Raw genomic sequence first — 24,758 nt, forward strand, 5'->3', positions numbered from 1 at the left:
AATTTCATGCCAACGTCACAAATCATTTGTAAATTAATAATCCATGAATCAGATTCATGAAAACCTACAAAAGCAAAGACGTGGCTTGAACCGCGTCATCCATGCATTTGGCTATTCCATACAAGGTTTGCAAGCTGCCATGCATGAGCCCGCGTTCAAGCAAGAGGCTTATCTTGCTTTCGTGTTAATTCCGTTGTCGTTTTGTTTAGGCAGCAACTGGGTTGAAATTTCAGTTCTTTCAGGATCGGTGATTTTTGTTTTGACAGTCGAACTTTTAAACACGGGCTTAGAGTCTGCCATCGATCGTGTGGGCCCTCAGTGGCACGATCTTTCTAAGCGTTGCAAAGATTTGGGAAGCGCCGCTGTGCTGCTCAGCATTCTGCTTTGCATGAGCATTTGGCTCACCGCACTTTTCTTGAAGTTTTCTCACTACTTTTAGAAAAGCTCACGCGTGATGGCCTTCATGAGCATTCGTCGTTTATTACTGGGATTGCTTCTCACAACCTCTGAGCCAAGTTTTGCAGCCAGACCATTCGTCACCGATGACGCAAGATTAACCAGCGCCGAAAGCTGTCAGCTCGAAAGCTGGTCGCGTTCTTACCAAAAAAGCCATGAATTCTGGATACTTCCCGCTTGCAATTTGACGGGTAACTTTGAGATCACGGCAGGCACCGGAACAGCAAAAAATGAGGGGGGCATTGCCACGCAAGATTTCATCCTTCAAGGCAAGACCCTATTTCGCGAACTCACCACCAACGGATGGGGGTGGGGCCTTGCCCTCGGCAAAGTGAACCACCCTGACATTGCACCTGGGCCAAACTTATTGGGCAACACATACGCCTATATTCCCGTGTCATTTTCGACGCTCAACGACAAGGTGATTTTTCATACCAATATGGGTTGGTTAAGAGACAAAGCAACAGCTGAAAACCGCGCGACTTGGGGTGGGGGTGCAGAGGTGCAAGCCACATCACGTCTCTTGTTCATCGCCGAATCATTTGGCGACAACAAGAGCACACCTTATTGGCAAATTGGCGCACGCTACACCATCATTCCAAATTTGTTTCAACTCGACACCACCATGGGCCGTCAATTCAATAGCACCAACGACACACGTTGGATTTCGTTTGGGCTGAGGATTACACCCGAGAAAATATTTTGATCCTGTGGATGAGGACGCTATACGTCCCAATATTCATCACCATGTCATAAAAATTTAATAAATTCGTCAGGTAAATAAACCTGTCATTACGTTGCATGTCACTGAAAAATTTAATCGATATGTTGAACAAACAAAAGTTAGTCGATGGCATGGTCCACAGCCAACACATGCACAAGCATGATTTTGTGGAATCCTTGCTTCAAAAACAACACGATGCAGAACTGCAAAACTTTATTGCCAAACAAAGTGCCACCGAAATCGGCAGCTATCTTGACGCATTGCCGCTCGAAGAAGCCCAAAAACTTTGGTACAAGATTCCCGCAGAGCGTGAAAACGATGTGCTGTGGGAAATCTCGGACGAACGCCGCATCGACATTGCAGGCGATCGACAACCTGGTTTTGAAGACAGCAAGATCAATGTTTATGAACTTGTTGACGGTCGACTTAAAAGTATTCCACTGTCTGGCCGCAAAGACCTAGAGGGTGCAAAACCAATTTGGGTTGATTTGGTCAACTCCAGCAAAGCAGAGCGGGTGTTTGTAGGGTCGCACTTTGGCGTTGAATTACCAGATCCCATTGAAGCCACCGATTTGGAAGTGAGCGCCCGATTTCATGTGGAAGAAAACGACGACATCCACTTGCACTCTAACTTTCTGTTGGACCGTGATGGAAGCTCTAAAAGCGTACCAGTGGCCTTCATCTTGCATGGTGGTATTTTGTTTTCTTTGCGCAATGAAGAGCTGTCTGTGTTTCGACTGCAACGACGACGGGCACTCACACAACCAAACTACGTCACCGATTGCATTGACTTGTTGCTAGACCTGTACGGCGCAGATGTTGAGGTGTCAGCCGACTCTTTGGAAAACATTTACGCCAAGCTAGGCGTGGTGGGGCGGCATGTGCTCAGCGAAGCCATCACCGACCAAGAAGCAGCAGGTATCTTGGCAGACATCGCAGAAGAAGAAGATCAAAACGGTCGCATTCGCAGCAACATTCTTGATACACAACGGGCCTTGAGTTTTTTAATGCGCGGTCGATTGCTCACACCGGATCAGATTTCAGATGCCAAGCAAATTTTGCGCAACATTGATTCACTGAACAGTCACACGGCTTTTCTGTTTGACAAGATCAACTTCTTGATGGATGCCACGATTGGTTTCATCAATATCAACCAAAACAAACGCGTGAATCAGCTCACTGTGTTCAGTGTGGTGTTCATGCCTATCAACATCTTGGCTGGCGTGGGTGGCATGTCTGAGTTTTCCATGATGACGGAAGGTACGCCTTGGCCGCTGGCATATGGTGGGTTTTTATTAGGTTCTGCATTCATCGGTTTGATCACGTATGTGTTGCTCAAGCATTTCGAGAAACGACGTCTTAAAAAACAATGAGGAACACAGATATGACTTATCACAAACACGAATCTTCTGAAATCAAAGACGATGGCTTGCGTTACAGCAAAAAGAAAAATGGCTCTCCTTTTGAGGGCACAGGTAGAACCGGCGAGATGATGAGTTGCATCAAATGCGGCACGCACAAGCCAAGATCTAGCGGCTCATTTCGACGCTTTTTAAATGCCAACCATTTTTTTTGCGGAGAATGCCGCGCGGTTCCAGCTTAAGCGGGTAGGCGCCACCGGGTCGATGGAAATACCAATTTAAAGCACGAACCCTGCCCCACTTCACTGGTGATAGACAAGCTACCACCATGGCGCTGCATCACGTGTTTAACGATCGCCAGCCCCAAGCCTGTGCCACCCGATTCGCGCGAACGGCTTCGATCTACACGATAAAAACGCTCGGTCAAACGCGGCAAATGCTCTGCAGCAATTCCCGCTCCCGTGTCACGCACTGAGATAAACAAACTGCCATCCACACCTTGATCAACGTTGACATAGATATGCCCCCCTGCCGGGGTGTAACGGACCGCGTTGCTCACTAAATTTGACAAAGCACTTTGCAGTTCACGTGGCTCCCCCATCAGTGATGCTTGGGCAAGCAAAGGATTCATCTCAAATTGGATGATTTGCGCTGCGGCCCCCTGAGCAATTGCATCTGATAAACCACGCGCCTCTGATTCACACGTCTGCACCAAGTTCGACACGAGCATCGTGTTAGAAAAATTAGGGATGGGGCTGCCCTCTAAACGCGAGAGCGTGAGCAAGTCCTCCACCAAACCTTGCATCCGAATGGCTTGTACCGCCATCAAGGCCAGGTAGCGCTTTTGCTCCTCGACACTCAATGGCAGCGTTTGCAATGTTTCGACAAACCCAGACATCACCGTCAACGGGGTTCGAATTTCGTGCGACACATTAGCCACAAAATCACGGCGCATGGCCTCAGCTTGCTCCAACATCGTGACATCGCGGGTGAGTAACAGCTGCTTACCTTCCCCATAACGATGGCGTTGCACGGAAATGCGCACTGGACGTTCAACCCGGTCTTTGCGACCCGCCATCACGATAGGCTCATTGGGCTGCTCAACTGCCATGTACGCAGTGAACACCGGATCACGCAGCAAATTGCCAATGCGTTGCATGACATCGCGCTCGGGGTGAATGCCCAGCTGCGATGCTGCCGTTTGGTTGCACCATTCAATTTGCGCATTGGCATCCAGCATCACCACGCCGTTGGGTGAGGCTTGAATCGCCGATAAGAAATCTTTCAAGCGTTGTTCGCCAGCATCAATGCTGCGTTCACGTTCGCGTAAAAGCTTGCGCGCACGCTCTAAGACCACCCCCCACCAGCCAGACATTTGCGGCACGATGCCCAAATCCCCATGACGCAACCAAGAGCGCACTCGGTAACCACGCCACGCGTCAACCAGCATCCAGATGACACCTGCAGTCAACGCCCCAACCAACAGATAAATGACAGGTTGCGGCTTGTCGCCGATCACAGCCCATGCAAAACCGATAGCGGCACCAAAGGCTAAGAGAGAGAAAAATGAAAGAAATCGACTGATCACATAAACCTTGCAGGTGCTTTAGGACTGATGAGTGATTCTGTAGCCTACGCCACGAACAGTCTCTACCATGTTACCCGCTGCACCTAAAGCTTCACGCAAACGCTTCACATGCACATCCACCGTGCGTTCTTCGATGAACACGTGATCACCCCACACACGGTCCAGCAACTGACTGCGGCTGTGCACACGTTCAGCGTGGTGCATCAAGTAGTTGAGCAGCTTAAACTCTGTTGGGCCCAGCTTGATGCCTTGGTCGTTGAAGCTGACGCGGTGTGTCGAACCATCCAATTGCAAGCCGCCAATGCGCACCACATCGCTGGCTTGTTCAGGGGCACGACGGCGCAGCACGGCACGAATACGGGCCAACAGCTCTTGGGTAGAAAACGGTTTTGTGATGTAGTCATCCGCACCGGCATCAAGACCTGCAATTTTGTCGGGCTCATCACCGCGAGCAGTGAGCATCAGAATGGGTGTGGTTTTGGTGCGAGGGTCGGCACGCCACCGGCGGGCCAACTCCAAACCACTTTGACCAGGCAACATCCAATCTAACAAGATCACATCGGGCAACACCTCGTCGATGTGCTTCTGCGCTGCTACGCCATCAGAAGCCAACAAAGGCAACATGCCGTTATGACGCAAATTGATCGATATGAGTTCGGCAATTGCAGATTCATCTTCAACCACCAAAACGCGTGCAATTTTCATCTTCTAAAAACCTTCAATTAACTCATCGACGATTCAACATCGGCCAACGGCGTGTGACGCACGTCTTCACCCTTGACGATGTAGATGATGAATTCGGCAATGTTTTTGGAGTGGTCACCAATGCGCTCAATCGCTTTGGCAATGAACAGCAAATCCAAGCTGGCCGAGATGGTGCGTGGGTCTTCCATCATGTAGGTGATGAGCTTGCGCACAAAGCCGTCGAACTCTTTGTCGATTTCGTTGTCTTCACGCAAGATGCTCACCGCCATCGGCACATCCAAGCGGGCAAAGGCATCCAGTGCTTTGCGCAACAAACCTGAAGCCAAATCAGCCGAAACACGCAAATCGCTGGATGGCAAGGAACGTGGTGCAGAGCCTTCAATGATGGACTTGACCATGCGAGCAATCTTGGCCGCTTCGTCGCCGACGCGTTCCAAGTTGGCGGTAGTCTTAGACATGGCCATGAGCAAGCGCAAATCGCGTGCCGTGGGCTGGCGACGGCCAATGACTGAGGCGATTTCGCGGTCGATTTCAACCTCTAAGCTGTTAACTTTGTTTTCAGTCACCAACACATCGTCAGCCGCTTCGGGGCTGAACTGAGACAAAGCAAACACGGCTTGGCGAATTTGTGACTCGACCAAACCACCCAACTCCATCACGTGTGAAGAGATGTTGTTGAGATCGGAATCGAATTGTGAGGACAGGTGTTTTTCTGGCATGGTGATCTCTCCTATTAGCCGAATCGGCCAGTGATGTAGTCTTCTGTGGCAGTTTTATTGGGTTTGAAGAAGATTTGTTCGGTCTCGCCAAACTCAACCAATTCGCCCAAATACATATAAGCCGTGTAGTCGCTACAACGCGCGGCTTGCTGCATGTTGTGGGTCACGATGGCAATGGTGTAGTCGGCCTTGAGCTCATGCACCAACTCTTCCACCTTGCCCGTCGAAATGGGGTCGAGCGCCGAGGTGGGCTCGTCCAACAACAACACCGAGGGCTTCACCGCCACGCTGCGCGCAATGCACAAACGCTGCTGCTGACCACCCGAGAGTGACAAGCCGTTTTGGCCGAGTTTGTCTTTGACCTCGGTCCACAACGCGGCTTTGGTCAAGGCCCATTCAACGCGCTCATCCATCTCTGTTTTACTGAGGTTTTCGTACAAACGCACGCCAAAAGCGATGTTGTCGTAAATCGTCATTGGGAATGGGGTGGGCTTTTGAAACACCATGCCAATGCGGGCACGCAGCAAATTCAAATCTTGCTTGGCGTCCAAAATGTTTTGGCCGTAAAAGTTGATTTCACCCTCGGCACGTTGACCTGGGTACAGGCTATACATGCGGTTCAAGGTGCGCAACAAGGTGGATTTGCCGCAGCCCGAGGGACCAATGAATGCGGTGACCTTGCGTTCTGCGATGTCCATGGTGACATTGCGCAAGCCTTGAAACTTGCCGTAGAAGAAGTTCAAGTCACGAACTTCGATGGCGTTTTTGGGTGCTGTTTTGATTTCAGACATTTGTAAATCCAATTGAAATTAAGCGCTGACTTTGTCGCGGAAAAACACACGTGCCAAGATGTTGAGCACAAGGACAGTCAAGGTGATCAACAAGGCACCAGCCCAAGCCAAACGCACCCAGTTGTCGTAGGGGCTCATGGCGAACTGGAAAATCACCACTGGCAAGTTGGCCATGGGTGCCCCCATGTTGGTGCTGAAGAATTGATTGTTCAAAGCGGTAAACAGCAAAGGCGCTGTTTCACCGCTGATGCGGGCCACCGCCAGCAACAAACCCGTCATCACGCCGCTCTTGGCCGCGCGCAAAGTGATGAAGGTAGAGACCTTCCAACGCGGCGCGCCCAAAGCAAATGCGGCTTCGCGCAAGCTGCCAGGCACCAAGCGCAACATGTTTTCGGTGGTGCGCATGATCACGGGCACAGCAATGAGTGACAAAGCCAAGCTACCGGCGTAGCCTGAAAAGTTACCCACCGTGGCCACTGCAATCGCGTACACAAACAAGCCCAGCACAATAGATGGCGCTGACAACATGATGTCGGTCACAAAGCGGGTGAGCTCAGCGGTTTTGCTCTCGTCACCGTACTCGGTCAAGTACACCCCCGCCAAGATGCCTACGGGGGTAGAGACCAACACGGTCAAACCCACGATCATCAAACTGCCCACAATGGCGTTGCGCAAACCGCCACCTTCGGTGCCAGGTGCTGGCGTGTCGCTGGTCAGCAAGTTCGCATCCAATGCCGAGAGGCCGTTGGCAAACAACACATAAAGAATCCACAACAAGACGGCCAAGCCAATGGCCATGGCGGCCATGGAAAACACCAAGCCGAGCATGCTGGTGATGCGGCGTTTTGTATAAAGTTGATTGTTCATTTCCATAGGGTTCTCTTAATTGCCTTTGGCTTTTTCAGCACGCAGAATCATCATCTTGGCCATGGCCAACACCACAAAGGTGATGACAAAAAGCAAGAAGCCCAGTGCAAACAAGGTGGAGAAATGCAAGGCCTCAGCTTCACCAAACTCGTTGGCCAAAACAGAGGCAATCGAGGTGCCGGGAGAAAACAACGAGGTGGGCATGCGGTTGGCGTTGCCAATCACAAAGGTCACGGCCATGGTTTCACCCAAAGCACGACCCAGCCCCAACATGATGCCGCCGATCACACCTTTTTGTGTGTAGGGCAACACCACCTGGCGCACCACTTCCCACGTGGTGCAACCCAAGCCATAAGCAGATTCACGCAGGATGGGCGGTGTGATTTCAAACACATCGCGCATCACCGCTGCGACAAACGGCAGCACCATGAAAGCCAGCACAATGCCCGCCGCCAAGATGCCCATGCCGTTGGTCGCACCGCCAAACAAAAAGCCCACCAAAGGCATGCCGCCCAACACTTGCTGTAACGGCACTTGCACGTAATCCGCAAACAAAGGGGCAAACACAAACAAACCAAACATGCCGTAGATGATGGAGGGCACGGCCGCCAACAACTCAATCGAAGTACCCAGCGGGCGACGCAACCAAGTTGGGCATGTCTCGGTCAAAAATACGGCCACGCCAAACGCCAGAGGTACGGCCAACAACAGCGCGATGCCTGCACTGGCCATGGTGCCAACGATGGCAATGGCGGCACCAAAATCTTCATTGATGATGTCCCACTCGACATGCCACAAAAATTTAAAACCAAACTTTTGGAAGGTGGGCCATGCATTCACAAACAAGGAAATGATGATGCCCAACAAAGCCGCCAGCACAAGCAATGAAAACGCTTGCGTGATGCGGTGAAAGAAGAAATCTTGCGTGCGCTGCTTCTTGGCAACTGCCACCATGTCAGCACTCACGGCTTGACCTGATTCTTCTTTTAGAAAATTGTGTGAGCTCATGACGGACCCTAGACTCATAGAAACACCCTACTTCTTAAAAACTAAAAATCCGTCGGCATGTACAAACCAAGCCGACGGAATTGATTAGCTCAATTCAAATTACTTTTGAATTTGTGTCCACACCTTGGCGCGGATTTGAGTTGTCAAACTCTCAGGCAAAGCCACGTAGTCGAGGTCTTGTGCCATCTTTTTGCCATGTGTGAAAGCCCAATCAAAGAACTTCACTGCTTCTGCAGCAGCCGCTTTGTCGGTGGGTTGCTTGTACATCAAGATGAATGAGGCTGTGCTGATCGGCCAGCTGTTAGCGCCTTTGGCGTTGACCATCGACACGCCCATACCTGGGACACTCATCCAGTCAGCACCAGCCGCAGCCGCAGCAAATGTCAAATCATCGGGTGCCACGTACTTGCCATCGGCGTTTTGCAACTGCATGAAAGTCATGTTGTTCTTTTTCACGTAAGCGTATTCCACGTAACCCAAAGAACCTTTGACACGGTTGACGTTTGCCGCCACACCTTCGTTGCCTTTGCCACCCACGGAAGAAGCAGCTGGCCACTTGACGGCAGCGCCCTTGCCCACTGTAGAAGACCAGTCTTTGCTGACTGCAGTCAAGTAGTCGGTGAAGTTGAACGTCGTGCCAGAGCCGTCAGCGCGGTGCACGATGGTGATGGCTTGGTCAGGCAATTTTTTGCCGGGGTTCAAAGCGGCAATTTTGGGGTCGTTCCAGTTCGCAACTTTGCCCAAGAACATATCAGCCAGCACAGCACCCGTGATACGCAACTCACCAGGCTTGAAGCCCTCCAAGTTCACAACTGGCACAGTGCCGCCAATGATGGCAGGAAACTGGACCAAGCCTTCTTTGTCCAAGTCCTCACCGGACATCGGTGCATCAGTTGCACCAAAAGTCACTGTCTTGGCTTTGATTTGGCGGATACCACCAGAAGAACCAATGGATTGGTAGTTCAAACCGTTACCTGTGGCGGCTTTGTAGCTTTCAGCCCACTTGGCATAGATAGGAAATGGAAAGGTTGCGCCTGCGCCAGTGATGTCGGCAGCGAAGGCAGAACCCATGGCCAAAGTTGCCATTGCAGCAGCGGCCACGGATTTGATGAATGTGCGTTTCGTGTTCATGTGATTCCTTCAATTGGTTAGAACAGCTGTGACTTTAGCTAGCCATTGTGACGAAACTGTGACAAATATGACGCTTGATCAATTCAATATTTCAAGTATTATTGAAACATGAAAAAGCAAAAGATTCTCGAGACACAAGTGGTCGAAGCCTTGGCAGCGCTGGCACAGGGCCAGCGTTTACGGGCATTTCGCGCTTTGGTAGTCGCTGGCAAGGAAGGATTGACACCGAGCGCGCTTGCCGCTTTGTTACAAATCGCACCCAGCGCTTTGTCCTTTCACCTTAAAAATCTGAGCCATGCAGGCTTGGTCAGCGCGGAGGCCAGTGGTCGCAACCTGATTTACCGTGCCGAGTTTGCACGCATGAACGACTTGCTGACCTACCTCACCCAAGACTGCTGCCAAGGCCAATCGTGCGCCGTGGTGCCCGAGACATCGAAAACCTGTTGTTAATTTTTCAAAGGAAACGCCATGAATGTTGATCAATTTTTAGGCCTCTTAGAAGCCCACCCACACCAAGCCCTGCGCATTGTGTTGCCCAACGGCGAAGCGGTGGCCCCGCACTTTCACATCACCGAAGTGGGCCATGTCACCAAAAACTTTCTCGACTGCGGCGGAACAAAGCGCAGCCAAGAGAGTTGCCTGCTGCAAACCTGGGTACACAGCGATGTGGACCACCGCTTAGAAACCAGCAAGCTCGCCAACATCTTGCGCATCGCAGGTGATGTGCTGCCCTCGCTCGACTTGCCCGTAGAGATTGAGCACGAAGCGGGTGTGGTGTCGCAATACCCCGTGACCGCAGGCAGCAGTGATGGCCACACCTTGACCTTGACCACGGGGCTCAAACACACCGCTTGCTTGGCGATGGATGTGTGCTGCGCACCCGCCGCTGCGGTTGCGACAACTGCGCCACTGACCACTGCCGAAAAACCACGCGTCAAAGCAGGCTCTTGTTGCTCGCCCACCAGTGGCTGCTGTTGAGTCTGACACACGTTTGAAAAACTTCTTCTTTATCTTTCACACCTTTACCCCGTCACATCAACCATGACCACCTTGAACGTTCTCTTTTTGTGCACGCACAACTCTGCGCGCAGCATCTTGTCGGAAGCCTTGCTCAACCACATGGCCACAGGCGCCAGTGGCACACGCTTCAAAGCGTTTTCGGCGGGCAGCAGCCCACGCGAGAACCAACAGCCCAACCCACTGGGCCTGCAAGTGTTGAAGTCCGCTGGCATTGACACGTCTTACCTCAGCAGCAAAAGCTGGGATGAATTTGTCAAGCCCGATGCGCCACACATGGACTTGGTCATCACCGTCTGTGACAACGCCGCTGGTGAGGTGTGCCCCTATTGGCCAGGCCAACCCGCCACCGCCCACTGGGGCTATGCCGATCCATCCGCGGTAGAAGGCAGTGATGAAGACCGCATGGTCGCATTTCGCAACACGCTCTACATGATTCAGAAACGTTTGCAACTGCTGGTGGACTTGCCCGCCGACAAGCTACAAAAAACCATGTTGCAACACACCGCACGCGAACTGAGCCAGGACCACGCATGAATTTCTTTGAACGCTATCTCACCGCTTGGGTGGCTTTGTGCATCGTGGTTGGCATTGCTTTAGGACAGTGGCAACCTGAACTGTTTCAAACCATTGGCAGCCTGGAATACGCGCAAGTGAACTTGCCTGTGGGTTTGCTGATTTGGGTGATGATCATCCCGATGCTGGTGAAAGTTGACTTTGGTGCTTTGCACGAAGTGCGGCAGCACATCAAGGGCATTGGCGTGACGCTGTTTGTGAACTGGTTGGTCAAGCCGTTTTCCATGGCCTTGCTGGGTTGGTTTTTCATTCGCTACTTGTTTGCACCGCTGCTACCAGCCGACCAGATTGACAGCTACATCGCAGGCCTGATTTTGTTGGCTGCGGCGCCCTGCACGGCCATGGTGTTTGTGTGGAGCCGCCTCACCAACGGTCACCCTTTGTTCACCTTGTCACAAGTGGCCTTGAACGACGCCATCATGGTGGTGGCGTTTGCACCACTGGTGGCGTTCTTGCTTGGGCTATCGGCCATCATCGTGCCCTGGGACACGCTCATCACGTCGGTGGTGTTGTATATCGTCATTCCAGTGATCTTGGCGCAGCTGATTCGCAAAGCATTGCTGACCCAAGGCACAGACAAATTTGAAGCCGTCATGGCGCACATCGGCCCTTGGTCCATCGCGGCACTGCTCGCCACGCTGGTGCTGTTGTTTGCGTTTCAAGGCGAAGCGATTTTGAAGCAGCCTCTGGTCATTGCTTTGTTGGCAGTACCCATCCTCATCCAAGTGCTGTTCAACTCCGCTCTGGCTTACTTCCTGAACCGCGCTGTGGGCGAAGCCCACAACGTGGCCTGCCCTTCGGCGCTGATTGGCGCGTCTAACTTTTTCGAGCTGGCCGTGGCTGCGGCCATCAGCCTGTTTGGCTTTGAATCCGGCGCTGCACTGGCCACAGTGGTGGGCGTGCTGATTGAAGTGCCGGTGATGTTGCTGGTGGTGCATGTGGTCAACCGCAGCAAAGGTTGGTACGAGCGCACACCATCCGAACGGACTTGATGAGTGTGAACATAACGCGGCAATAAATACCCACAGCGCTTGATGTTCCTAACGGGGAGCAAGTCGTGGCTGATCTTTTTGCGCAGCCGGTGAATGTAGACCTCGGCAGCCGTGGTGTTCAAGGCCATGTTGTCTGGCGCGATGTCTTGAATGATGCGTTCTTTGGAAATGATTTGCCCCGCGCGCTTAAGCAGCATCTCTAAGACCTGCGCCTCACGAAGTGTCAGATCTAAGACAACACCCGAGATCCACGCTTGCTGAGTGACGTGGTTAAAGCTCAACGCACCGTAGTGAGACACCGAAGCTGTCATGCCTTGCCAGCGTCGTGTCAAAGCACGTAGCACGGCACAAAGACTCGCCTCATCCAAGGACATAGGCAAGCACCGATCAAACCCTGCGTCTAGCAAGGCGGGCGCAAAGGCCATGTGGTTGTCAGGCACAAGCACCAAGGTTGCCCTGAACAATGGCTCGCATTTAACGTTCATCAGGGTGTGGCCTAAGTCCATCACAGACGTCGATTGATGAACGACCATCAAATCAAATTTTCGCGATTGCCATGACCTCGCGTCATCCGACAAGGTTGCGTAGCGCGCCACCCTCGCACCCATCCCTTCGAGGGTATGACGCAGCTTGTGCGCCAGCAAGTCGTCTTGCACAAAGAGGGCCGCATCAAGCATGCTGGCCGCCTCCCTGCACACGCTGGCGTGCAATGGCTGACACGCCTTGTTGGTTGAGCATCCATTGCACCGGTTCAGCCGACAACTGCACCGCCAAACGCGTGGCTTGTTTCTGTACTGCACACGCAGGCGCTTGGCCCATCAGCGCCAGCACCCACAGCGGCATGACATCAAAGGCGCATTTCAAAATCAGCGCCATCCACGGCTTATCCAACACATCCACGGGGTAAGCCTGAATGAGTTGCAAAATTTCTTCGGCACGCGCATCAAAGCTGAGCGCATCGGCAAACCCCAGCAACTCGGCCTGCGTGGCGGCGTAGGTCAAGGGCAAGTTGACCGCACCCAACAAGTGCCCCACTTGGGACATTTCTGCAATGTATTGGTCACAGGCCTGGGGTGACAACGGCTGTTTGGCCAAGTGTTGATAGGCGGCTAAAAACGAGGTGACCTCCACCAAGTGCACCCACCGAATCAGCTCGGGCTCATTGGCCACATAGGGCCGACCTTGCAGATCTGTGCCTCGGATGTTGGCGTGAATGGTGTTCACGCGGCCAATGGCACTGAGCGCCAGGGCTTCGCTGCCGTAGGTGGTGGCTGCCACAAAGTAAGCTGTTCGTCCCAAACGCTCCTTGAGTTTGTGACGAAAGTCCGAGTGATCCCACACTGCGGCCAAGGCACGCGGGTGCAAGGACTGCACGATGAGTGAAGACAAACCACCCACCATCATGGCGGTGAAATTGGCATGCACCTGCCACGCCACAGAATCGGGCCCAAACAAGCCAGCATCCCCCTTGGGCTTGGTGAAATCGTCGAGGGATGCGGTCGAGCCAGTGATGGCACGCACACGTTCACCGATGGCGTTGAGCGCCAAGGCTTTGAGTGCTTGGGCGAAAGACATGGTTTTTAAAGTGACCGAATCATGGACTGTGGTCAGATGAAACGTCTGGCGCTTGTGACGCATTGGCTTTTTCAACAGACGGTGCATCTAACTTTGGAAAACACATCTTTTCACCATCCCAGCGTTGGCCGCACCAGCACATGCCATCGGCATTGATGATGCAGGTTCCGGTGCCGCAGCACCTTGGGTCTTCACTCATACAAATCCTTCAGGGTTTAGCAGTTGGCGCGGCGGTTGTCGGCAATGGCGTGGTCATCAAACTTCATCTCGGGGCTGCGCAGCGCACGGTGTTTGGTGGTGCGACCCCGCACGCGCATGCGCCACAAGCGAAACGAGCTAGGGTTGAGTTCGGCACGCATGAGACGGATCACCTCCGGTTCGGTCAGGCCCATGCGCTCGAAGATGGTTTCAAACGAGGTGCGGTCTTCCCACGCCATTTGAATCACCGCAGACACATCGCCTGGACTCAAGCTGGCAAGACGTTGGCTAGAACTGAGTTGCATGGGATAGGTCGTGCGTGAAGCGCTTCAGGCCATCATCATGGACAACTGAAACACCGAGTTAGGGGCCTTGGGCATCAGCGGCGCCACCATGGGTTTGAACTTGAAACGGCCCATGGTTTGCACAAACGAGCGGGCTTCTTCGTCGCGCGATTCGTCCACAAAATCAGCCAGCGTGAAGTTGCTGAGCGTTGCCTTGACGATTTGCTCAAGGCCCAGTTCGTAGCTGGCGGGCGTTGATGTGTCATCACACATGTCCGCATCTTCAGAGGGCGAAGCGTTAAGCGTGCACTCCAACACCGAGGTGATGTCCCAGATGGAAATCAGTGACATGTCACCCTGAATCATGTAGCCACCGCCTGGACCTTTCATGGCGCTCACGATGTGGTGGGCTTTCAGCGGCTTGAGAATGTTTTCAAGGTAGGAGATCGACAAATCGAGTCTGGGCGACATTTCGGTGGTGGTGACGTAGCCTGCGTGGCGTTGACCTGCCAAATACACACAGACCTCGATCGCGTTGATGGTTTTCTTTGAGATCATGGTTCAAACTCCTGTTGCATAGGATTTTGACGCAGCAATCTACTCAACAGTTGATTTAATTTGATAATTTCTATTTTTCGACACATAATCTACGCAACTCCTACTCAAAAAGCCACTTTTGAACACCAGCGCCCTCACTTCGACTGCCCTGTACCGCATTGGTGCAGTGTCTAAAACCACGGGTATCCCTGTGTCCACCTTGCGCGTTTGGGAAACCCGCTACGGCGCATTCACCCCCGTCAAGACCGAGGGCAAGCAGCGGCTGTTTGCCGAGCACGATGTGTCAAAAGCCTTGTTGCTCAAACAGCTTTCGCAAAACGGGCACGCCATCAGCACCATTGCCAACCTCGACCTTGCGCAACTGCGCCGCATGAACAACCCGCCGCACCCCACGCCCCAAAGCTTGGCCGTACCAGGCCAGCCCGTGTCGCTGGCGGTGGTGGGGCTGAGCATGGCCAATCGCATTGAGTCCAAAAAATTTGCAGCAGGGTTGAAGCAAAACCAAATCAAAGTGACCGATGTGTTGGCTGATTTGGCCACCGCGGCCAACGCTGAATTGGCACAGCAACCGCAGGTCTTGTTGGTCAAGGTGAACACCTTGCAAACTGCAGTGCACACCGACATTCAGGCGCTGATCAACACGCATCAATTTGCACAAACCATCGTGGTGTACAACTTTGCGCCCGAGAGCGTGGTGCAAGCCATGAAATTCTCGGGCCTCATCGTGCGGCGCGAGCCCATCTCGGACATCGAGCTGGCCGAATTGCTGCAGTCGGTGTTGTTTGTAGACCCTGCACGTGCGCAAGAGTTTGGCACCACGGGTGCCGTGATTGCCGCCCGTAAATATTCAGACGCCACTCTCAGCCGGGTAGCAGGCATTTCAACCAACGTGCTGTGCGAGTGCCCGCGCCATGTGGCCGAATTAATTGCCCAGCTGGCCAGCTTTGAGGAATACAGCCAAGAATGCCTCAACCGCAATGCAGAAGACGCGCATTTGCACGCTTACCTTCGCTCCATCTCGGGATCAGCACGCTCGTTGTTTGAAAACGCTTTAGAAAAAATTGCGGCCCATGAGGGGATTGATCTGCGCGAAGGCGCAGCCACCAATCAACGCCAAGGGGCCGTCTAAGCCGCCCGCATCGCCTGCAACCACAAGCTGTCGATGTCACTGAGTTTAGTTTTATCAAACTCAGCCGCGTGCTCCCAATAGCGCCCCGATGCGACCATGTAGCCCAAGTCTTTTTCAGCCTGCAACGCGCGTGCTACGCCTGCGGCATTCAGCAGTTCACCCTGTTGTTGCAAGCGGTTCTGACGCACACAAGGCGAGCCCAACGCAACCCCAGACACACGCGGAAACAACAAACGCGACTCGGACAGCTCTGACAAATTCACCACCGCGCATCGGTGCGCCTGCGCCAACGCCATGAAGCGCACCGACTTGGCTTCAAGCGACTGCAGGGTCACATCCACCCGCAAAGGGTCTGGTGTGCCTTGGCCATAAAAGTGGCTGCTCTCGCCCGTGGCTGTGCCGTACACCATGTCGCATCCTAGGAAAGCGATCAGGTCAGGCTTCAAAGCGCCCAAGGCCCAATACCCTGCCGTGAACGCCATGGTGCCGCCCGCATACACAAAACCACCAAAGTTGTTTTGCTGCGGCACAAATTCGGGTGCGGCAATCAGTTGCTGCGAGGGCTTCAACGGTGTGGGCGGCAAGCGCTCGGGCGCAAAGTCCTCGGGGTACACCAAGTAGTCCCAGTCAGGCGTGATTTGCCATGCGTTGTTGATGGCCACGCGCTGGGTAAAGATCGACAAGTCCCAGTCTTTGGCCTGCACGGCGTCGGGTGCACTGCCAATGAGCAGCACCATTTTCAAATCCTCTGCCATGCGGTGTCCGTTTCTTGAGCGCTTTTAAAACAGCCGCGATCCTAGAGCCTTGCGATAGCCATTGCCAACCAAAGGTTGGAATGCATTTCTAAAATCAAAAGATGACACAACACACAGGTCGACGACAACCAAGGCTATTCGCTGTACCTGAGCGGTTGCGGCACTGCTCCCCGAGGGGCAAGGTGCTTCGACCCAGACAAGCAAGCGCACGACTACGCTGCAGACAGCGCTTAGCGCGAACTTTGGCAATAAGCTCAACGAAAGACCGACCATGACCACCGAAGCACGCAACGTTTTGGGCACTGCCCTGGTGCCCTGCTCCTACGACCCGCTCACGGGCTACTACCGTGATGGTTGTTGCCACACTGACGCGCACGACCAAGGCAGCCACGTGGTGTGTGCCAAAGTCACGCAAGCATTTTTAGATTTCTCGCTGCAAAGGGGCAACGACCTGATCACCCCGCGTCCCGAATACCGCTTTGCGGGTCTCAAAGCCGGCGACCGCTGGTGCTTGTGTGCCCGCCGCTGGCAAGAAGCCTTTGAGGCTGGCATGGCTCCGCCTGTGGTGCTGGAATGCACACACGCCAAAGCTCTTGAGTTCGTCACGCTGGAGCAATTGCAGTCATGCGCTTGAACACACGCACGCCCCAGCTGTCGCGCTATGACCCGCCCTGGACGCTGCCCATGTTCAGGCGCAACGAAATCATGGTGGAGGTGGCTGCACCATGACCACGCAACATCCCACCTCACGCCAAGCTTGCGTCGAACTACGCGATCTGCGCCTGAACACCCACATTGGCACCTACGGCCCGCACGATGTGGTGCCCGATGCCCACGTGCTTGACCTCACGCTGTGGCTGTCGCCTGTGCTGGTGTTGATCGCGCAAGACGGCATGTCCCATGTGTTTGACTATGACCCCTTGGTGGCCGAAATCGACCGCCTCGCCGACGATGGCCACTACGAAACGCAAGAGCGCCTCATCACGCGCATCGTCCATGCGTGTGCGGCCTACCGCGAAATAGAGGCCTTGGACATCGGCTTGCGCAAGTCACCCGTGCGCCAAGGCTCGGGCGCGCTGGGCGTGCGCGTGTCGGTGGATGCCCACACCCTCAACGCCCTGCGCCACATTGAGTCCACAGACGTGCAACAGGCGATGACGGCCCTCTCGCAGTGGACGCTAGAGATCCACCCACAGCACCACACGTTGTGCCTCTTCAAAAGCTGGACACTGCCCAGCTTCGAGGCGGCGGTGGCACGGTTCAACCAAATCGCCCAACTCGCCCAAACCCAAGACCACCACCCCGAGGTGCTGTCGAGCTACACGCAGCTGCAGGTGCGCATTTGGACCCATGATGCGGCAGGCCTGACGCACAAAGATTTCACCCTTGCCCAAGCCATCGACCAACTGAGCACCACCTCATGAAGTACCTCAAAAAACTCGATGGCTTTCAACGCTCACCCGCAGGCCTGGAGTGGCAAATTTGGAAAAGGCTGCATGTCATTTTGGCCGCAGGTACAGCGCTGCCTTTGCTGGCCAGTGCTGGCGCGTATGTGTTGGATGGGCTGGATTCCGCCACACAAAACGCACGCGCGGTGGAACAGTTTTTTTATGTGATGCTTGGCGTCGTCATGCTGCACTGGACACTGGTGCTGACACTGGCGATTGGTTGCTTGATCGTGATGTTGATGAAAGGCCCAGCCTACGTGGCCGACGCCTACGAGATGGAGGAGCTGCCCCTTGGCTCAGACAAACACATTCAAAGGTAACAAGCAAAGCCTGCCCAGCAAGCCCTGCAAAACCTGCGGGCGTGACATGACGTGGCGCAAGGCTTGGGCTAAAAACTGGGAGCAGGTGTTGTACTGCTCGGACGCTTGCCGCAAAAACAAATCGCCCACACCCCCATGAGTTACGACCTGGTTTGGTTCAAACGAGACCTGCGCTGGCAAGACCACGCGGCCTTGGCGCAAGCAGCGCTGCGCGGGCCTGTGCGCTGCATTTACGTGGTGGAGCCCGAGCTGTGGCTGCAACCCGATGCCGCCTTGCAGCACTTTGAATTTGTACGTGAATCATTGCAGGCCCTCGATGACGCGCTGCGTTTGCAAGGTGGCTGCGTGGAAGTCCACATAGGTGAGCTGCCCGATGTGCTGAGCCGCATTTGGAGCGAAGCGCCTTTTCGGCAACTGCATGCACATCAAGAAACGGGCAACGGCTTTACCTACGCACGCGACCTGAGGGTGGGCGCATGGTGCCAAGCGCACAACGTGGGTTGGCACGAGTACCCACAGTTTGGCGTGGTGCGTGTGTTGAAGAACCGCAACCTCTGGCAACCAGCTTGGGAGCGGCACATGTCGGAGCCTGTGCAGGATGTGGGCGAGTTGCGGTTTTGGCGGCAACGCGCATCCCACAGCGAGATACCCACTGAAGTGCGCAGCGCTTGGTGCACACCCTCGCAGATGCAAGCCCCTGAGCACCTGCAACACAACCCGCCCCTGCGCCAACGCGGTGGCCGCCACTTGGCCTTAGACACCTTGCACAGCTTTTTGCATGCACGCAGCTTGGGCTATCGCGGCGGCATTTCGTCGCCGTTGTCGGCACCCGATGCATGCTCGCGTTTGTCGGCCTACTTGGCGTGGGGCTGCATCAGCATGCGCGAGGTGGTGCAACACACGCGGGCACACATCGCCCGACTGCCGCCACAAGCAAGCCGCCACCGCGCAGGCTTGACCGCCTTCATCAGCCGTTTGTACTGGCACTGCCACTTCATCCAAAAGCTCGAGAGCGAACCCGCCATCGAATGGCAAAACATGCACCGCGGTTACGACGGCTTGCGCGAACACGATTTCAACGAAGCGCATTTTGAAGCCCTCAAAGCCGCGCGTACCGGCTGGCCCATGGTGGACGCGTGTGTGACGATGTTGCGCGAAACCGGCTGGCTGAACTTTCGCATGCGCGCCATGCTGGTGTCGGTGGCGGCCTATCCGCTGTGGCTGCATTGGCGGCCCGTGGGCGAGTGGCTGGCCACGCAGTTTTTAGACTATGAGCCAGGCATCCACTGGAGCCAACTGCAGATGCAATCAGGCACCACGGGCATCAACACCACGCGCGTGTACAACCCCATCAAACAAGCGCAAGACCACGACCCACATGGTCGCTTTGTGCGGCAATGGCTGCCAGCGCTACGGCAAGTGCCCGACACTTGGCTGTTTGAGCCGTGGCTCATGCCGCACACGATGCAAACGCACCTCGGCGTGTTTGTGGGCGGCGACATGGACAGCGCGTTGTCACAGCCCGTGGTCGACTTGGCGCAAGCCACGCGCGAGGCCAAACAGTGGCTGCACAGCCGACGCCAAACCGACGAAGTCAAAGCAGCTAAAAAAGCCGTGGTCGACAAACATGCCTCTCGTAAAAACTGGGGAAAACAAACCCGCACTCGCCGCACATCAGTTGCCCCCACCACCGACAAAAAACAGCTCGGTTTTGATTTTTAAAAAGCGCCTCACATGACTCCCCCACGCAAACGCCTCATCCTCATCTTGGGTGACCAGCTGGATGAAGATGCCTCCGCCCTGACCGACTTCGACCCAGCGCACGACACCGTGTGGATGGCCGAGGTGCTGGAAGAGTCCACGCACATCCCGTCGTCCAAACAACGCACCACGGTTTTCTTAAGTGCCATGCGGCACTTCGCCGAACACCTGCAAGCACGGGGCTGGCCGCTGATGTACAGCCAGCTTGATGACGCGAACAACACAGGCACCTTGGCCGGTGAGCTGAGCAAGGCCATTGCCCAAGTGAAGCCCCAACTCTTGGTGATGACAGCCCCCGGCGACTGGCGTGTGTTGCAAAGCCTTCGCGCTGTCGCGCAACAACACGACTTGCCGCTAGAGATCAAAGACGACACGCACTTCTTCAGCACCGTGCGCGACTTTGCCGCGCATGCCAAAGACCGCAAGCAGTTGCGCCTTGAGTATTTCTACCGCGAGCTGCGCCAGAAAAATGGCATCTTGATGGAGGGCAAAAAGCCCATCGGCGGCCAATGGAACTTTGATGCAGACAACCGAGGCAGTTTTGGCAAACAAGGCCCCGGCTTGCTGCCCGCCCCTACGCGTGTAGCGCCCGACACCATCACCCAAGACGTGATGCGTTTGGTCAACGACAAACTGGCGCACCACCCCGGCGCCATCACGCAGTTTGGTTGGCCTGTCACGCGCGTACAGGCCTTGGTGGCGCTGGATGAATTCATCACCCATCGACTGCCCAGCTTTGGTTTGTACCAAGACGCCATGTGGGAAGGCGAAGTGTGGCTGTACCACTCGCATCTGTCGTGCGCGTTGAACCTGAAGCTGCTCAACCCGCGTGAGGTGCTGGCTGCGGCAGAGGCTGCCTTTCACAAAGGCCACGCACCGCTGGAAGCCGTGGAAGGTTTTGTGCGGCAAATTTTGGGCTGGCGTGAATACGTGCGCGGCATTTACTGGACCCAGATGCCCGACTACGCCGAGGGCAATGCCCAGCAAGCGCACGAAGCGCTGCCCGAGTTTTACTGGACGGGTGACACCGAGATGGCCTGCTTGCGCGATGCCATCACGCAAACCTTGCAACATGGCTACGCGCATCACATCCAACGCTTGATGGTCACTGGCCTTTACGCCCTGCTACTGGGGGTAGAACCCAAGCAAGTGCACCAGTGGTACCTCGGCGTGTATGTGGATGCGGTGGAATGGGTGGAGCTGCCCAACACACTGGGCATGAGCCAGTTTGCCGATGGCGGCCTGATGGCCAGCAAGCCCTATGTGGCCAGTGGCAAATACATAGCCCGCATGAGCAACCATTGCAAAGGCTGCCGCTTCAACCCCGCAGAAGCCACGGGCGACACAGCCTGCCCCTTCACCACTTTGTATTGGGACTACCTCAACCGTCACAACGAGATGCTGGCCAAAAACCCGCGCATGTTGATGCAGCTGAAAAACCTCAACCGCCTCACGCCTGAGCAACGCGAGGCGATTGCCACTCAGGCACAAACACATCGCGCCCAACAAAAAGCCCCCCAAGCTTGAAGGCTTGGAGGGCTTTGATCGCTAAGCGACCTGAGGCTTAGACGCTAGCCAAAGCCGCGTTGAACGTGGCGCTTGGGCGCATGATGGCTTCGAGCTTCTTGGCATCGGGCAGGTAATAACCGCCGATGTCCACAGGCTTGCCTTGAACGCTGTTGAGTTCGTCCACGATCTTCTTTTCGTTCTCGGTCAGCGTTTTGGCCAAAGGCGCGAACTTGGCAGCCAAGTCCTTGTCTTCGGTTTGCGCTGCCAATTCTTGGGCCCAGTACATGGCCAAGTAGAACTGGCTGCCACGGTTGTCGAGCTGACCTGTTTTGGGCGATGGGTTTTTGTTGGTGTCCAACAATTTGCCAGTCGCGGCATCCAAGGTCTTGGCCAACACGCTGGCTTTGGCGTTGCCGTTTTTCAGACCCATGTCTTCGAAAGACACAGCCAAGGCCAAGAACTCACCCAGTGAATCCCAACGCAAGTGGTTTTCTTCCACCAACTGTTGCACGTGCTTAGGTGCTGAACCACCCGCACCTGTTTCGTACATGCCGCCACCCGCCATCAAAGGCACGATGGAGAGCATCTTGGCCGAGGTGCCGAGTTCCATGATGGGGAACAAGTCGGTCAAGTAGTCACGCAAGATGTTGCCGGTCACCGAGATGGTGTCCAAGCCACGGCTCACGCGCTCCAAAGTGAAGCGCATGGCGCGCACTTGAGACATGTGCTCAATGTGTAAGCCTTTGGTGTCGTGGTCTTTCAAGTACAGGTCGACCTTCTTGATCAACTCGTTCTCGTGGGGACGGTAGGGGTCCAACCAGAAGATGGCAGGCATGCCAGAGTTGCGTGCGCGGGTCACAGCCAACTTCACCCAGTCACGGATGGCCGCATCTTTGACTTGGCACATGCGCCAGATGTCGCCTTCTTCCACGTTTTGTGTCAACAAAACTTCGCCTGTGGCCAAGTCGGTGATGTTGGCCACGCCGTCTTCTTGAATTTCAAAGGTCTTGTCGTGTGAACCGTATTCTTCGGCTTGTTGCGCCATCAAACCCACGTTAGGCACCGTGCCCATGGTCTTGGGGTCGAAGTTGCCGTGCCACTTGCAGAAGTTGATCATCTCTTGGTAGATACGGGCAAAGGTCGACTCAGGCATCACAGCCTTGGCGTCCTTCAAGCGGCCATCGGCGCCCCACATCTTGCCGCCGTTGCGGATCATGGCGGGCATGGAAGCGTCCACGATGATGTCGTTGGGTGAGTGGAAGTTGGTGATGCCTTTGGCAGAGTCGACCATGGCCAACTCTGGGCGGTGCTCGTGGCAAGCGTGCAAGTCGCGCTTGATTTCGTCTTGCTTAGATTGAGGCAAGGCGGCGATCTTGTTGTAAAGGTCGGCCATGCCGTTGTTCACGTTCACGCCCAACTCTTCAAACAAAGCACCGTGCTTGGCGAACGCTTCTTTGTAGAAAATTTTCACGCAGTGGCCGAACACGATGGGGTGAGACACCTTCATCATGGTGGCTTTCACGTGCAAGGAGAACATCACGCCTGTTTTGTGTGCGTCTTCGATTTCTTTTTCATAGAACTCGACCAGCGCTTTCTTGCTCATGAACATGCTGTCGATGATTTCTTTGTCAAGCAAAGAAACTTTGGGCTTCAACAGAATGGTTTTGCCACTCTTGGTGATGAGTTCCATCTTCACGTCACGGGCTTTGTCCAAGGTCAAAGATTTTTCACCGTGGTAGAAGTCGCCGTGGTGCATGTGTGACACGTGCGAGCGAGAGGCTTGGCTCCACTCAGCCATGCTGTGTGGGTTCTTGCGTGCGAACTCTTTCACAGCGCGAGGTGCGCGACGGTCAGAGTTACCTTCGCGCAAAACAGGGTTCACCGAGCTACCGATGCACTTGGCATAGCGAGCTTTGATGGCTTTGTCTTCGTCGGTGGTGGGCGCATCTGGGTAGTCGGGCAAGGCGTAGCCTTTGGCTTGCAACTCTTTGATGGCGGCGGTCAACTGGCCCACGGAGGCACTGATGTTGGGCAGCTTGATGATGTTGGCTTCTGGCTTCAGAGTCAGTTTGCCAAGTTCGGACAAGTTGTGCGGCACGCGCTGAGCTTCTGGCAACAGGTCTGAAAACTCACCCAAGATGCGGGTTGCCACAGAGATGTCGCTCGACACCACATCAATGCCTGCGGGTGCAGCAAAGGTACGAATGATTGGCAAGAACGAAGCCGTTGCCAACAAGGGCGCTTCGTCAGTCAGGGTGTAAACAATTTTGGATTTTTCAGCAGCCATTGCTCGGTCTCATTCTTTGTTTGGATAGGGTGAAAGAAATACGGGTTGAACCCTGCATTATCCACGGCACTTTAGCCCACCTGCCCCTGCGCTTTGCTTACGGCTTAGACCCCGCTCAATTCCTTATTCCGATTTGGCATATATGTAGAACAAACAAATCGTTTGTTTTGGCATAAAGACCGCCTACAGTCCACGCCTATGCAAGATTTTGGTTTCGTATTCGCTGGCTTTTTTGTGGGCTTGGTCGTGGGTTTGACCGGGGTGGGCGGCGGCTCGCTGATGACGCCCATTTTGATTTTCTTCTTCGGCGTCAAGCCCTACATGGCCGTGGGCACTGACCTGCTGTTTGCAGCCTTCACCAAGGCGGGCGGCACGTTCAGCTTTGCGCGTCAGCGCATCGTGCCTTGGCGCGTGGTGATGGCCCTGTGCGCTGGCAGCATTCCCGCCTCAGGCGCCACGCTTTGGGTGCTGCACAACATCGGCCCTTCCGACCCCGCCGTTGAAAAAGTGATGAAGCTCACTTTGGGCCTCGCTCTGCTGCTGACAGCCAGCGCCATGCTGTACAAGGTCATCCGCGGCAAACAAGTCCCAGTGGTGTTGGCCGAAGAGAACTTGCGCCAAGCCACACAGCCCGGCCATTGGGCCCTGCCCGTGTTATTTGGTGCAGCCATTGGTACCTTGGTGACCCTCACCTCGGTGGGCGCAGGCGCCATTGGCGTGACGGTGCTTATGATCCTGTACCCACAGTTGCCGCTGTCACGCATCGTGGCGGCTGACATTGCCTATGCCGTGCCGCTGACCATGGTGGCTGGCTTGGGTCATGCCTCCTTGGGCTCGGTCGATTGGTCTTTGTTGAGCTTATTGCTCGCAGGCTCCTTGCCTGGTATTTGGTTAGGCACTCGCCTGATGCACAAAACACCAGAGCGCGTGATTCGTTCGATTCTTTCTGTGTTGCTGGCTTGGGCTGGCAGCAAGTTGGTTTTTGCTTAATTTTTTCGT

Annotated in this window: 31 protein-coding genes; 18 read left to right on the forward strand and 13 right to left on the reverse strand. The window is 54.7% G+C overall.

Going from position 1 to position 24,758, the window contains the following annotated elements; translation table 11 throughout:
• Nucleotides 1-43 precede the first annotated feature (43 nt).
• The 4 genes from QMG15_RS07495 to QMG15_RS07510 all read left to right on the forward strand — a co-directional run bounded on the left by QMG15_RS07495 (nucleotide 44) and on the right by QMG15_RS07510 (nucleotide 2,783).
• A complete protein-coding gene (locus tag QMG15_RS07495; RefSeq protein WP_281788074.1) occupies nucleotides 44-439 on the forward strand; it encodes a diacylglycerol kinase in 396 nt (131 codons plus the stop codon).
• 24 nt (nucleotides 440-463) lie between these two features.
• Nucleotides 464-1,162, forward strand: coding sequence for a hypothetical protein (locus tag QMG15_RS07500; protein WP_281788075.1), 699 nt, complete (start codon nucleotides 464-466; stop codon nucleotides 1,160-1,162).
• Nucleotides 1,163-1,281: 119 nt separating this feature from the next.
• On the forward strand, nucleotides 1,282-2,553 hold the full coding sequence (locus QMG15_RS07505) for a CorA family divalent cation transporter (RefSeq protein WP_281788076.1): 1,272 nt from the start codon (nucleotides 1,282-1,284) through the stop codon (nucleotides 2,551-2,553).
• A gap of 11 nt (nucleotides 2,554-2,564) precedes the next feature.
• Nucleotides 2,565-2,783, forward strand: a complete 219-nt coding sequence (locus QMG15_RS07510) for a hypothetical protein (protein WP_108401455.1) — start codon at nucleotides 2,565-2,567, stop codon at nucleotides 2,781-2,783.
• On the opposite strand, the gene phoR is transcribed toward QMG15_RS07510, so the two are convergent.
• From phoR to pstS, 7 genes are all read right to left on the reverse strand, one after another.
• A complete protein-coding gene (gene phoR / locus QMG15_RS07515; RefSeq protein ID WP_281788078.1) occupies nucleotides 2,780-3,991 on the reverse strand; it encodes a phosphate regulon sensor histidine kinase PhoR in 1,212 nt (403 codons plus the stop codon). The two genes, QMG15_RS07510 and phoR, sit on opposite strands and share 4 nt — an antisense overlap.
• Before the next feature lie 156 nt (nucleotides 3,992-4,147).
• A complete protein-coding gene (phoB, locus tag QMG15_RS07520; protein ID WP_281788079.1) occupies nucleotides 4,148-4,834 on the reverse strand; it encodes a phosphate regulon transcriptional regulator PhoB in 687 nt (228 codons plus the stop codon).
• 17 nt (nucleotides 4,835-4,851) lie between these two features.
• Entirely contained in the window at nucleotides 4,852-5,553 is a 702-nt protein-coding gene (gene phoU, locus QMG15_RS07525; protein ID WP_104797256.1) for a phosphate signaling complex protein PhoU, read from the reverse strand.
• Between the two features lie 14 nt (nucleotides 5,554-5,567).
• Nucleotides 5,568-6,344 (reverse strand): phosphate ABC transporter ATP-binding protein PstB, encoded by a 777-nt coding sequence (gene pstB, locus QMG15_RS07530; protein WP_108401457.1) that lies wholly within the window; start codon nucleotides 6,342-6,344, stop codon nucleotides 5,568-5,570.
• Between the two features lie 18 nt (nucleotides 6,345-6,362).
• Nucleotides 6,363-7,217 (reverse strand): phosphate ABC transporter permease PstA, encoded by an 855-nt coding sequence (gene pstA, locus QMG15_RS07535; RefSeq protein ID WP_108401458.1) that lies wholly within the window; start codon nucleotides 7,215-7,217, stop codon nucleotides 6,363-6,365.
• Between the two features lie 9 nt (nucleotides 7,218-7,226).
• Entirely contained in the window at nucleotides 7,227-8,219 is a 993-nt protein-coding gene (gene pstC / locus QMG15_RS07540) for a phosphate ABC transporter permease subunit PstC (protein WP_211308665.1), read from the reverse strand.
• 99 nt (nucleotides 8,220-8,318) lie between these two features.
• Entirely contained in the window at nucleotides 8,319-9,350 is a 1,032-nt protein-coding gene (pstS, locus tag QMG15_RS07545) for a phosphate ABC transporter substrate-binding protein PstS (RefSeq protein ID WP_281788080.1), read from the reverse strand.
• A gap of 123 nt (nucleotides 9,351-9,473) precedes the next feature.
• Here pstS and QMG15_RS07550 point away from each other — a divergent pair, with 123 nt between their 5' ends.
• The 5 genes from QMG15_RS07550 to QMG15_RS07570 all read left to right on the forward strand — a co-directional run bounded on the left by QMG15_RS07550 (nucleotide 9,474) and on the right by QMG15_RS07570 (nucleotide 12,138).
• Nucleotides 9,474-9,800, forward strand: coding sequence for a metalloregulator ArsR/SmtB family transcription factor (locus QMG15_RS07550; RefSeq protein WP_108402755.1), 327 nt, complete (start codon nucleotides 9,474-9,476; stop codon nucleotides 9,798-9,800).
• An 18-nt stretch (nucleotides 9,801-9,818) separates the two neighbouring features.
• A complete protein-coding gene (locus QMG15_RS07555) occupies nucleotides 9,819-10,328 on the forward strand; it encodes a DUF6428 family protein (protein WP_281788081.1) in 510 nt (169 codons plus the stop codon).
• Nucleotides 10,329-10,391: 63 nt separating this feature from the next.
• Nucleotides 10,392-10,904, forward strand: a complete 513-nt coding sequence (locus QMG15_RS07560) for an arsenate reductase ArsC (protein WP_281788082.1) — start codon at nucleotides 10,392-10,394, stop codon at nucleotides 10,902-10,904.
• Complete coding sequence (gene arsB / locus QMG15_RS07565; RefSeq protein ID WP_281788083.1) at nucleotides 10,901-11,935, forward strand: ACR3 family arsenite efflux transporter; 1,035 nt, start codon at nucleotides 10,901-10,903, stop codon at nucleotides 11,933-11,935. Before QMG15_RS07560 ends, arsB begins: the two co-directional genes overlap by 4 nt.
• 65 nt (nucleotides 11,936-12,000) lie before the next feature.
• Complete coding sequence (locus QMG15_RS07570) at nucleotides 12,001-12,138, forward strand: hypothetical protein (RefSeq protein WP_281788084.1); 138 nt, start codon at nucleotides 12,001-12,003, stop codon at nucleotides 12,136-12,138.
• A gap of 466 nt (nucleotides 12,139-12,604) precedes the next feature.
• Here the strand turns inward: QMG15_RS07570 and QMG15_RS07575 are convergent, their stop codons facing one another.
• Genes QMG15_RS07575 through QMG15_RS07590 form a run of 4 tightly spaced genes read right to left on the reverse strand, consistent with a single transcriptional unit; the run spans nucleotide 12,605 to nucleotide 14,550 of the window.
• A complete protein-coding gene (locus tag QMG15_RS07575; protein ID WP_281788085.1) occupies nucleotides 12,605-13,510 on the reverse strand; it encodes an oxygenase MpaB family protein in 906 nt (301 codons plus the stop codon).
• Nucleotides 13,511-13,529: 19 nt separating this feature from the next.
• Nucleotides 13,530-13,709: a hypothetical protein gene (locus QMG15_RS07580; RefSeq protein ID WP_281788086.1), complete on the reverse strand. Its 180-nt coding sequence runs from the start codon at nucleotides 13,707-13,709 to the stop codon at nucleotides 13,530-13,532.
• A 16-nt stretch (nucleotides 13,710-13,725) separates the two neighbouring features.
• A complete protein-coding gene (locus QMG15_RS07585; RefSeq protein WP_281788087.1) occupies nucleotides 13,726-14,013 on the reverse strand; it encodes a TIGR03643 family protein in 288 nt (95 codons plus the stop codon).
• A gap of 24 nt (nucleotides 14,014-14,037) precedes the next feature.
• Complete coding sequence (locus QMG15_RS07590; protein ID WP_281788088.1) at nucleotides 14,038-14,550, reverse strand: Rrf2 family transcriptional regulator; 513 nt, start codon at nucleotides 14,548-14,550, stop codon at nucleotides 14,038-14,040.
• Between the two features lie 118 nt (nucleotides 14,551-14,668).
• Here QMG15_RS07590 and QMG15_RS07595 point away from each other — a divergent pair, with 118 nt between their 5' ends.
• Entirely contained in the window at nucleotides 14,669-15,679 is a 1,011-nt protein-coding gene (locus QMG15_RS07595) for a MerR family transcriptional regulator (RefSeq protein ID WP_281788089.1), read from the forward strand.
• On the opposite strand, the gene QMG15_RS07600 is transcribed toward QMG15_RS07595, so the two are convergent.
• Complete coding sequence (locus QMG15_RS07600; RefSeq protein WP_281788090.1) at nucleotides 15,676-16,434, reverse strand: hypothetical protein; 759 nt, start codon at nucleotides 16,432-16,434, stop codon at nucleotides 15,676-15,678. The two genes, QMG15_RS07595 and QMG15_RS07600, sit on opposite strands and share 4 nt — an antisense overlap.
• Nucleotides 16,435-16,705: 271 nt before the next feature.
• Here QMG15_RS07600 and QMG15_RS07605 point away from each other — a divergent pair, with 271 nt between their 5' ends.
• Genes QMG15_RS07605 through QMG15_RS07635 form a run of 7 tightly spaced genes read left to right on the forward strand, consistent with a single transcriptional unit; the run spans nucleotide 16,706 to nucleotide 21,490 of the window.
• Nucleotides 16,706-17,068 carry a DUF2237 domain-containing protein gene (locus QMG15_RS07605; RefSeq protein ID WP_281788091.1) on the forward strand — a complete coding sequence of 121 codons (363 nt, stop codon included), beginning with the start codon at nucleotides 16,706-16,708 and terminating at the stop codon, nucleotides 17,066-17,068.
• The gene (locus QMG15_RS07610) at nucleotides 17,059-17,163 is read left to right on the forward strand and encodes a heme-binding protein (protein ID WP_281788092.1); all 105 of its coding nucleotides are present in this window, start codon (nucleotides 17,059-17,061) and stop codon (nucleotides 17,161-17,163) included. The genes QMG15_RS07605 and QMG15_RS07610 overlap by 10 nt, the downstream gene beginning before the upstream one ends.
• On the forward strand, nucleotides 17,160-17,858 hold the full coding sequence (locus tag QMG15_RS07615; RefSeq protein ID WP_281788093.1) for a 4a-hydroxytetrahydrobiopterin dehydratase: 699 nt from the start codon (nucleotides 17,160-17,162) through the stop codon (nucleotides 17,856-17,858). The genes QMG15_RS07610 and QMG15_RS07615 overlap by 4 nt, the downstream gene beginning before the upstream one ends.
• The gene (locus QMG15_RS07620) at nucleotides 17,855-18,202 is read left to right on the forward strand and encodes a hypothetical protein (protein WP_281788094.1); all 348 of its coding nucleotides are present in this window, start codon (nucleotides 17,855-17,857) and stop codon (nucleotides 18,200-18,202) included. Before QMG15_RS07615 ends, QMG15_RS07620 begins: the two co-directional genes overlap by 4 nt.
• Nucleotides 18,174-18,341, forward strand: a complete 168-nt coding sequence (locus tag QMG15_RS07625; RefSeq protein WP_281788095.1) for a DUF2256 domain-containing protein — start codon at nucleotides 18,174-18,176, stop codon at nucleotides 18,339-18,341. The genes QMG15_RS07620 and QMG15_RS07625 overlap by 29 nt, the downstream gene beginning before the upstream one ends.
• On the forward strand, nucleotides 18,338-19,924 hold the full coding sequence (locus QMG15_RS07630) for an FAD-binding domain-containing protein (RefSeq protein WP_281788096.1): 1,587 nt from the start codon (nucleotides 18,338-18,340) through the stop codon (nucleotides 19,922-19,924). Before QMG15_RS07625 ends, QMG15_RS07630 begins: the two co-directional genes overlap by 4 nt.
• A gap of 12 nt (nucleotides 19,925-19,936) precedes the next feature.
• The gene (locus QMG15_RS07635) at nucleotides 19,937-21,490 is read left to right on the forward strand and encodes a cryptochrome/photolyase family protein (RefSeq protein ID WP_281788098.1); all 1,554 of its coding nucleotides are present in this window, start codon (nucleotides 19,937-19,939) and stop codon (nucleotides 21,488-21,490) included.
• Nucleotides 21,491-21,527: 37 nt separating this feature from the next.
• Here QMG15_RS07635 and QMG15_RS07640 read toward each other — a convergent pair whose 3' ends face one another.
• Nucleotides 21,528-23,759: an NADP-dependent isocitrate dehydrogenase gene (locus tag QMG15_RS07640; RefSeq protein WP_281788100.1), complete on the reverse strand. Its 2,232-nt coding sequence runs from the start codon at nucleotides 23,757-23,759 to the stop codon at nucleotides 21,528-21,530.
• A gap of 198 nt (nucleotides 23,760-23,957) precedes the next feature.
• On the opposite strand from QMG15_RS07640, the gene QMG15_RS07645 reads away from it, so the two are divergent.
• Entirely contained in the window at nucleotides 23,958-24,749 is a 792-nt protein-coding gene (locus tag QMG15_RS07645; RefSeq protein ID WP_281788102.1) for a sulfite exporter TauE/SafE family protein, read from the forward strand.
• Nucleotides 24,750-24,758 lie beyond the last annotated feature (9 nt).

The sequence above is a fragment of the Limnohabitans sp. INBF002 genome, from assembly GCF_027924905.1.
Classification (GTDB): Bacteria; Pseudomonadota; Gammaproteobacteria; order Burkholderiales; family Burkholderiaceae_C; genus Limnohabitans.

What these genes read in the sequence shown, in the direction of transcription:
- QMG15_RS07495 (WP_281788074.1), top strand. Translation starts at nt 44, where the DNA reads ATGAATCAGATTCATGAAAACCTACAAAAGCAAAGACGTGGCTTGAAC.
- QMG15_RS07500 (WP_281788075.1), top strand. Translation starts at nt 464, where the DNA reads ATGAGCATTCGTCGTTTATTACTGGGATTGCTTCTCACAACCTCTGAG.
- QMG15_RS07505 (WP_281788076.1), top strand. Translation starts at nt 1,282, where the DNA reads ATGTTGAACAAACAAAAGTTAGTCGATGGCATGGTCCACAGCCAACAC.
- QMG15_RS07510 (WP_108401455.1), top strand. Translation starts at nt 2,565, where the DNA reads ATGACTTATCACAAACACGAATCTTCTGAAATCAAAGACGATGGCTTG.
- phoR (WP_281788078.1), bottom strand. Translation starts at nt 3,991, where the DNA reads ATGCTGGTTGACGCGTGGCGTGGTTACCGAGTGCGCTCTTGGTTGCGT.
- phoB (WP_281788079.1), bottom strand. Translation starts at nt 4,834, where the DNA reads ATGAAAATTGCACGCGTTTTGGTGGTTGAAGATGAATCTGCAATTGCC.
- phoU (WP_104797256.1), bottom strand. Translation starts at nt 5,553, where the DNA reads ATGCCAGAAAAACACCTGTCCTCACAATTCGATTCCGATCTCAACAAC.
- pstB (WP_108401457.1), bottom strand. Translation starts at nt 6,344, where the DNA reads ATGTCTGAAATCAAAACAGCACCCAAAAACGCCATCGAAGTTCGTGAC.
- pstA (WP_108401458.1), bottom strand. Translation starts at nt 7,217, where the DNA reads ATGGAAATGAACAATCAACTTTATACAAAACGCCGCATCACCAGCATG.
- pstC (WP_211308665.1), bottom strand. Translation starts at nt 8,219, where the DNA reads ATGAGCTCACACAATTTTCTAAAAGAAGAATCAGGTCAAGCCGTGAGT.
- pstS (WP_281788080.1), bottom strand. Translation starts at nt 9,350, where the DNA reads ATGAACACGAAACGCACATTCATCAAATCCGTGGCCGCTGCTGCAATG.
- QMG15_RS07555 (WP_281788081.1), top strand. Translation starts at nt 9,819, where the DNA reads ATGAATGTTGATCAATTTTTAGGCCTCTTAGAAGCCCACCCACACCAA.
- QMG15_RS07560 (WP_281788082.1), top strand. Translation starts at nt 10,392, where the DNA reads ATGACCACCTTGAACGTTCTCTTTTTGTGCACGCACAACTCTGCGCGC.
- arsB (WP_281788083.1), top strand. Translation starts at nt 10,901, where the DNA reads ATGAATTTCTTTGAACGCTATCTCACCGCTTGGGTGGCTTTGTGCATC.
- QMG15_RS07575 (WP_281788085.1), bottom strand. Translation starts at nt 13,510, where the DNA reads ATGTCTTTCGCCCAAGCACTCAAAGCCTTGGCGCTCAACGCCATCGGT.
- QMG15_RS07580 (WP_281788086.1), bottom strand. Translation starts at nt 13,709, where the DNA reads ATGAGTGAAGACCCAAGGTGCTGCGGCACCGGAACCTGCATCATCAAT.
- QMG15_RS07585 (WP_281788087.1), bottom strand. Translation starts at nt 14,013, where the DNA reads ATGCAACTCAGTTCTAGCCAACGTCTTGCCAGCTTGAGTCCAGGCGAT.
- QMG15_RS07590 (WP_281788088.1), bottom strand. Translation starts at nt 14,550, where the DNA reads ATGATCTCAAAGAAAACCATCAACGCGATCGAGGTCTGTGTGTATTTG.
- QMG15_RS07600 (WP_281788090.1), bottom strand. Translation starts at nt 16,434, where the DNA reads ATGGCAGAGGATTTGAAAATGGTGCTGCTCATTGGCAGTGCACCCGAC.
- QMG15_RS07605 (WP_281788091.1), top strand. Translation starts at nt 16,706, where the DNA reads ATGACCACCGAAGCACGCAACGTTTTGGGCACTGCCCTGGTGCCCTGC.
- QMG15_RS07610 (WP_281788092.1), top strand. Translation starts at nt 17,059, where the DNA reads ATGCGCTTGAACACACGCACGCCCCAGCTGTCGCGCTATGACCCGCCC.
- QMG15_RS07615 (WP_281788093.1), top strand. Translation starts at nt 17,160, where the DNA reads ATGACCACGCAACATCCCACCTCACGCCAAGCTTGCGTCGAACTACGC.
- QMG15_RS07620 (WP_281788094.1), top strand. Translation starts at nt 17,855, where the DNA reads ATGAAGTACCTCAAAAAACTCGATGGCTTTCAACGCTCACCCGCAGGC.
- QMG15_RS07630 (WP_281788096.1), top strand. Translation starts at nt 18,338, where the DNA reads ATGAGTTACGACCTGGTTTGGTTCAAACGAGACCTGCGCTGGCAAGAC.
- QMG15_RS07635 (WP_281788098.1), top strand. Translation starts at nt 19,937, where the DNA reads ATGACTCCCCCACGCAAACGCCTCATCCTCATCTTGGGTGACCAGCTG.
- QMG15_RS07640 (WP_281788100.1), bottom strand. Translation starts at nt 23,759, where the DNA reads ATGGCTGCTGAAAAATCCAAAATTGTTTACACCCTGACTGACGAAGCG.
- QMG15_RS07645 (WP_281788102.1), top strand. Translation starts at nt 23,958, where the DNA reads ATGCAAGATTTTGGTTTCGTATTCGCTGGCTTTTTTGTGGGCTTGGTC.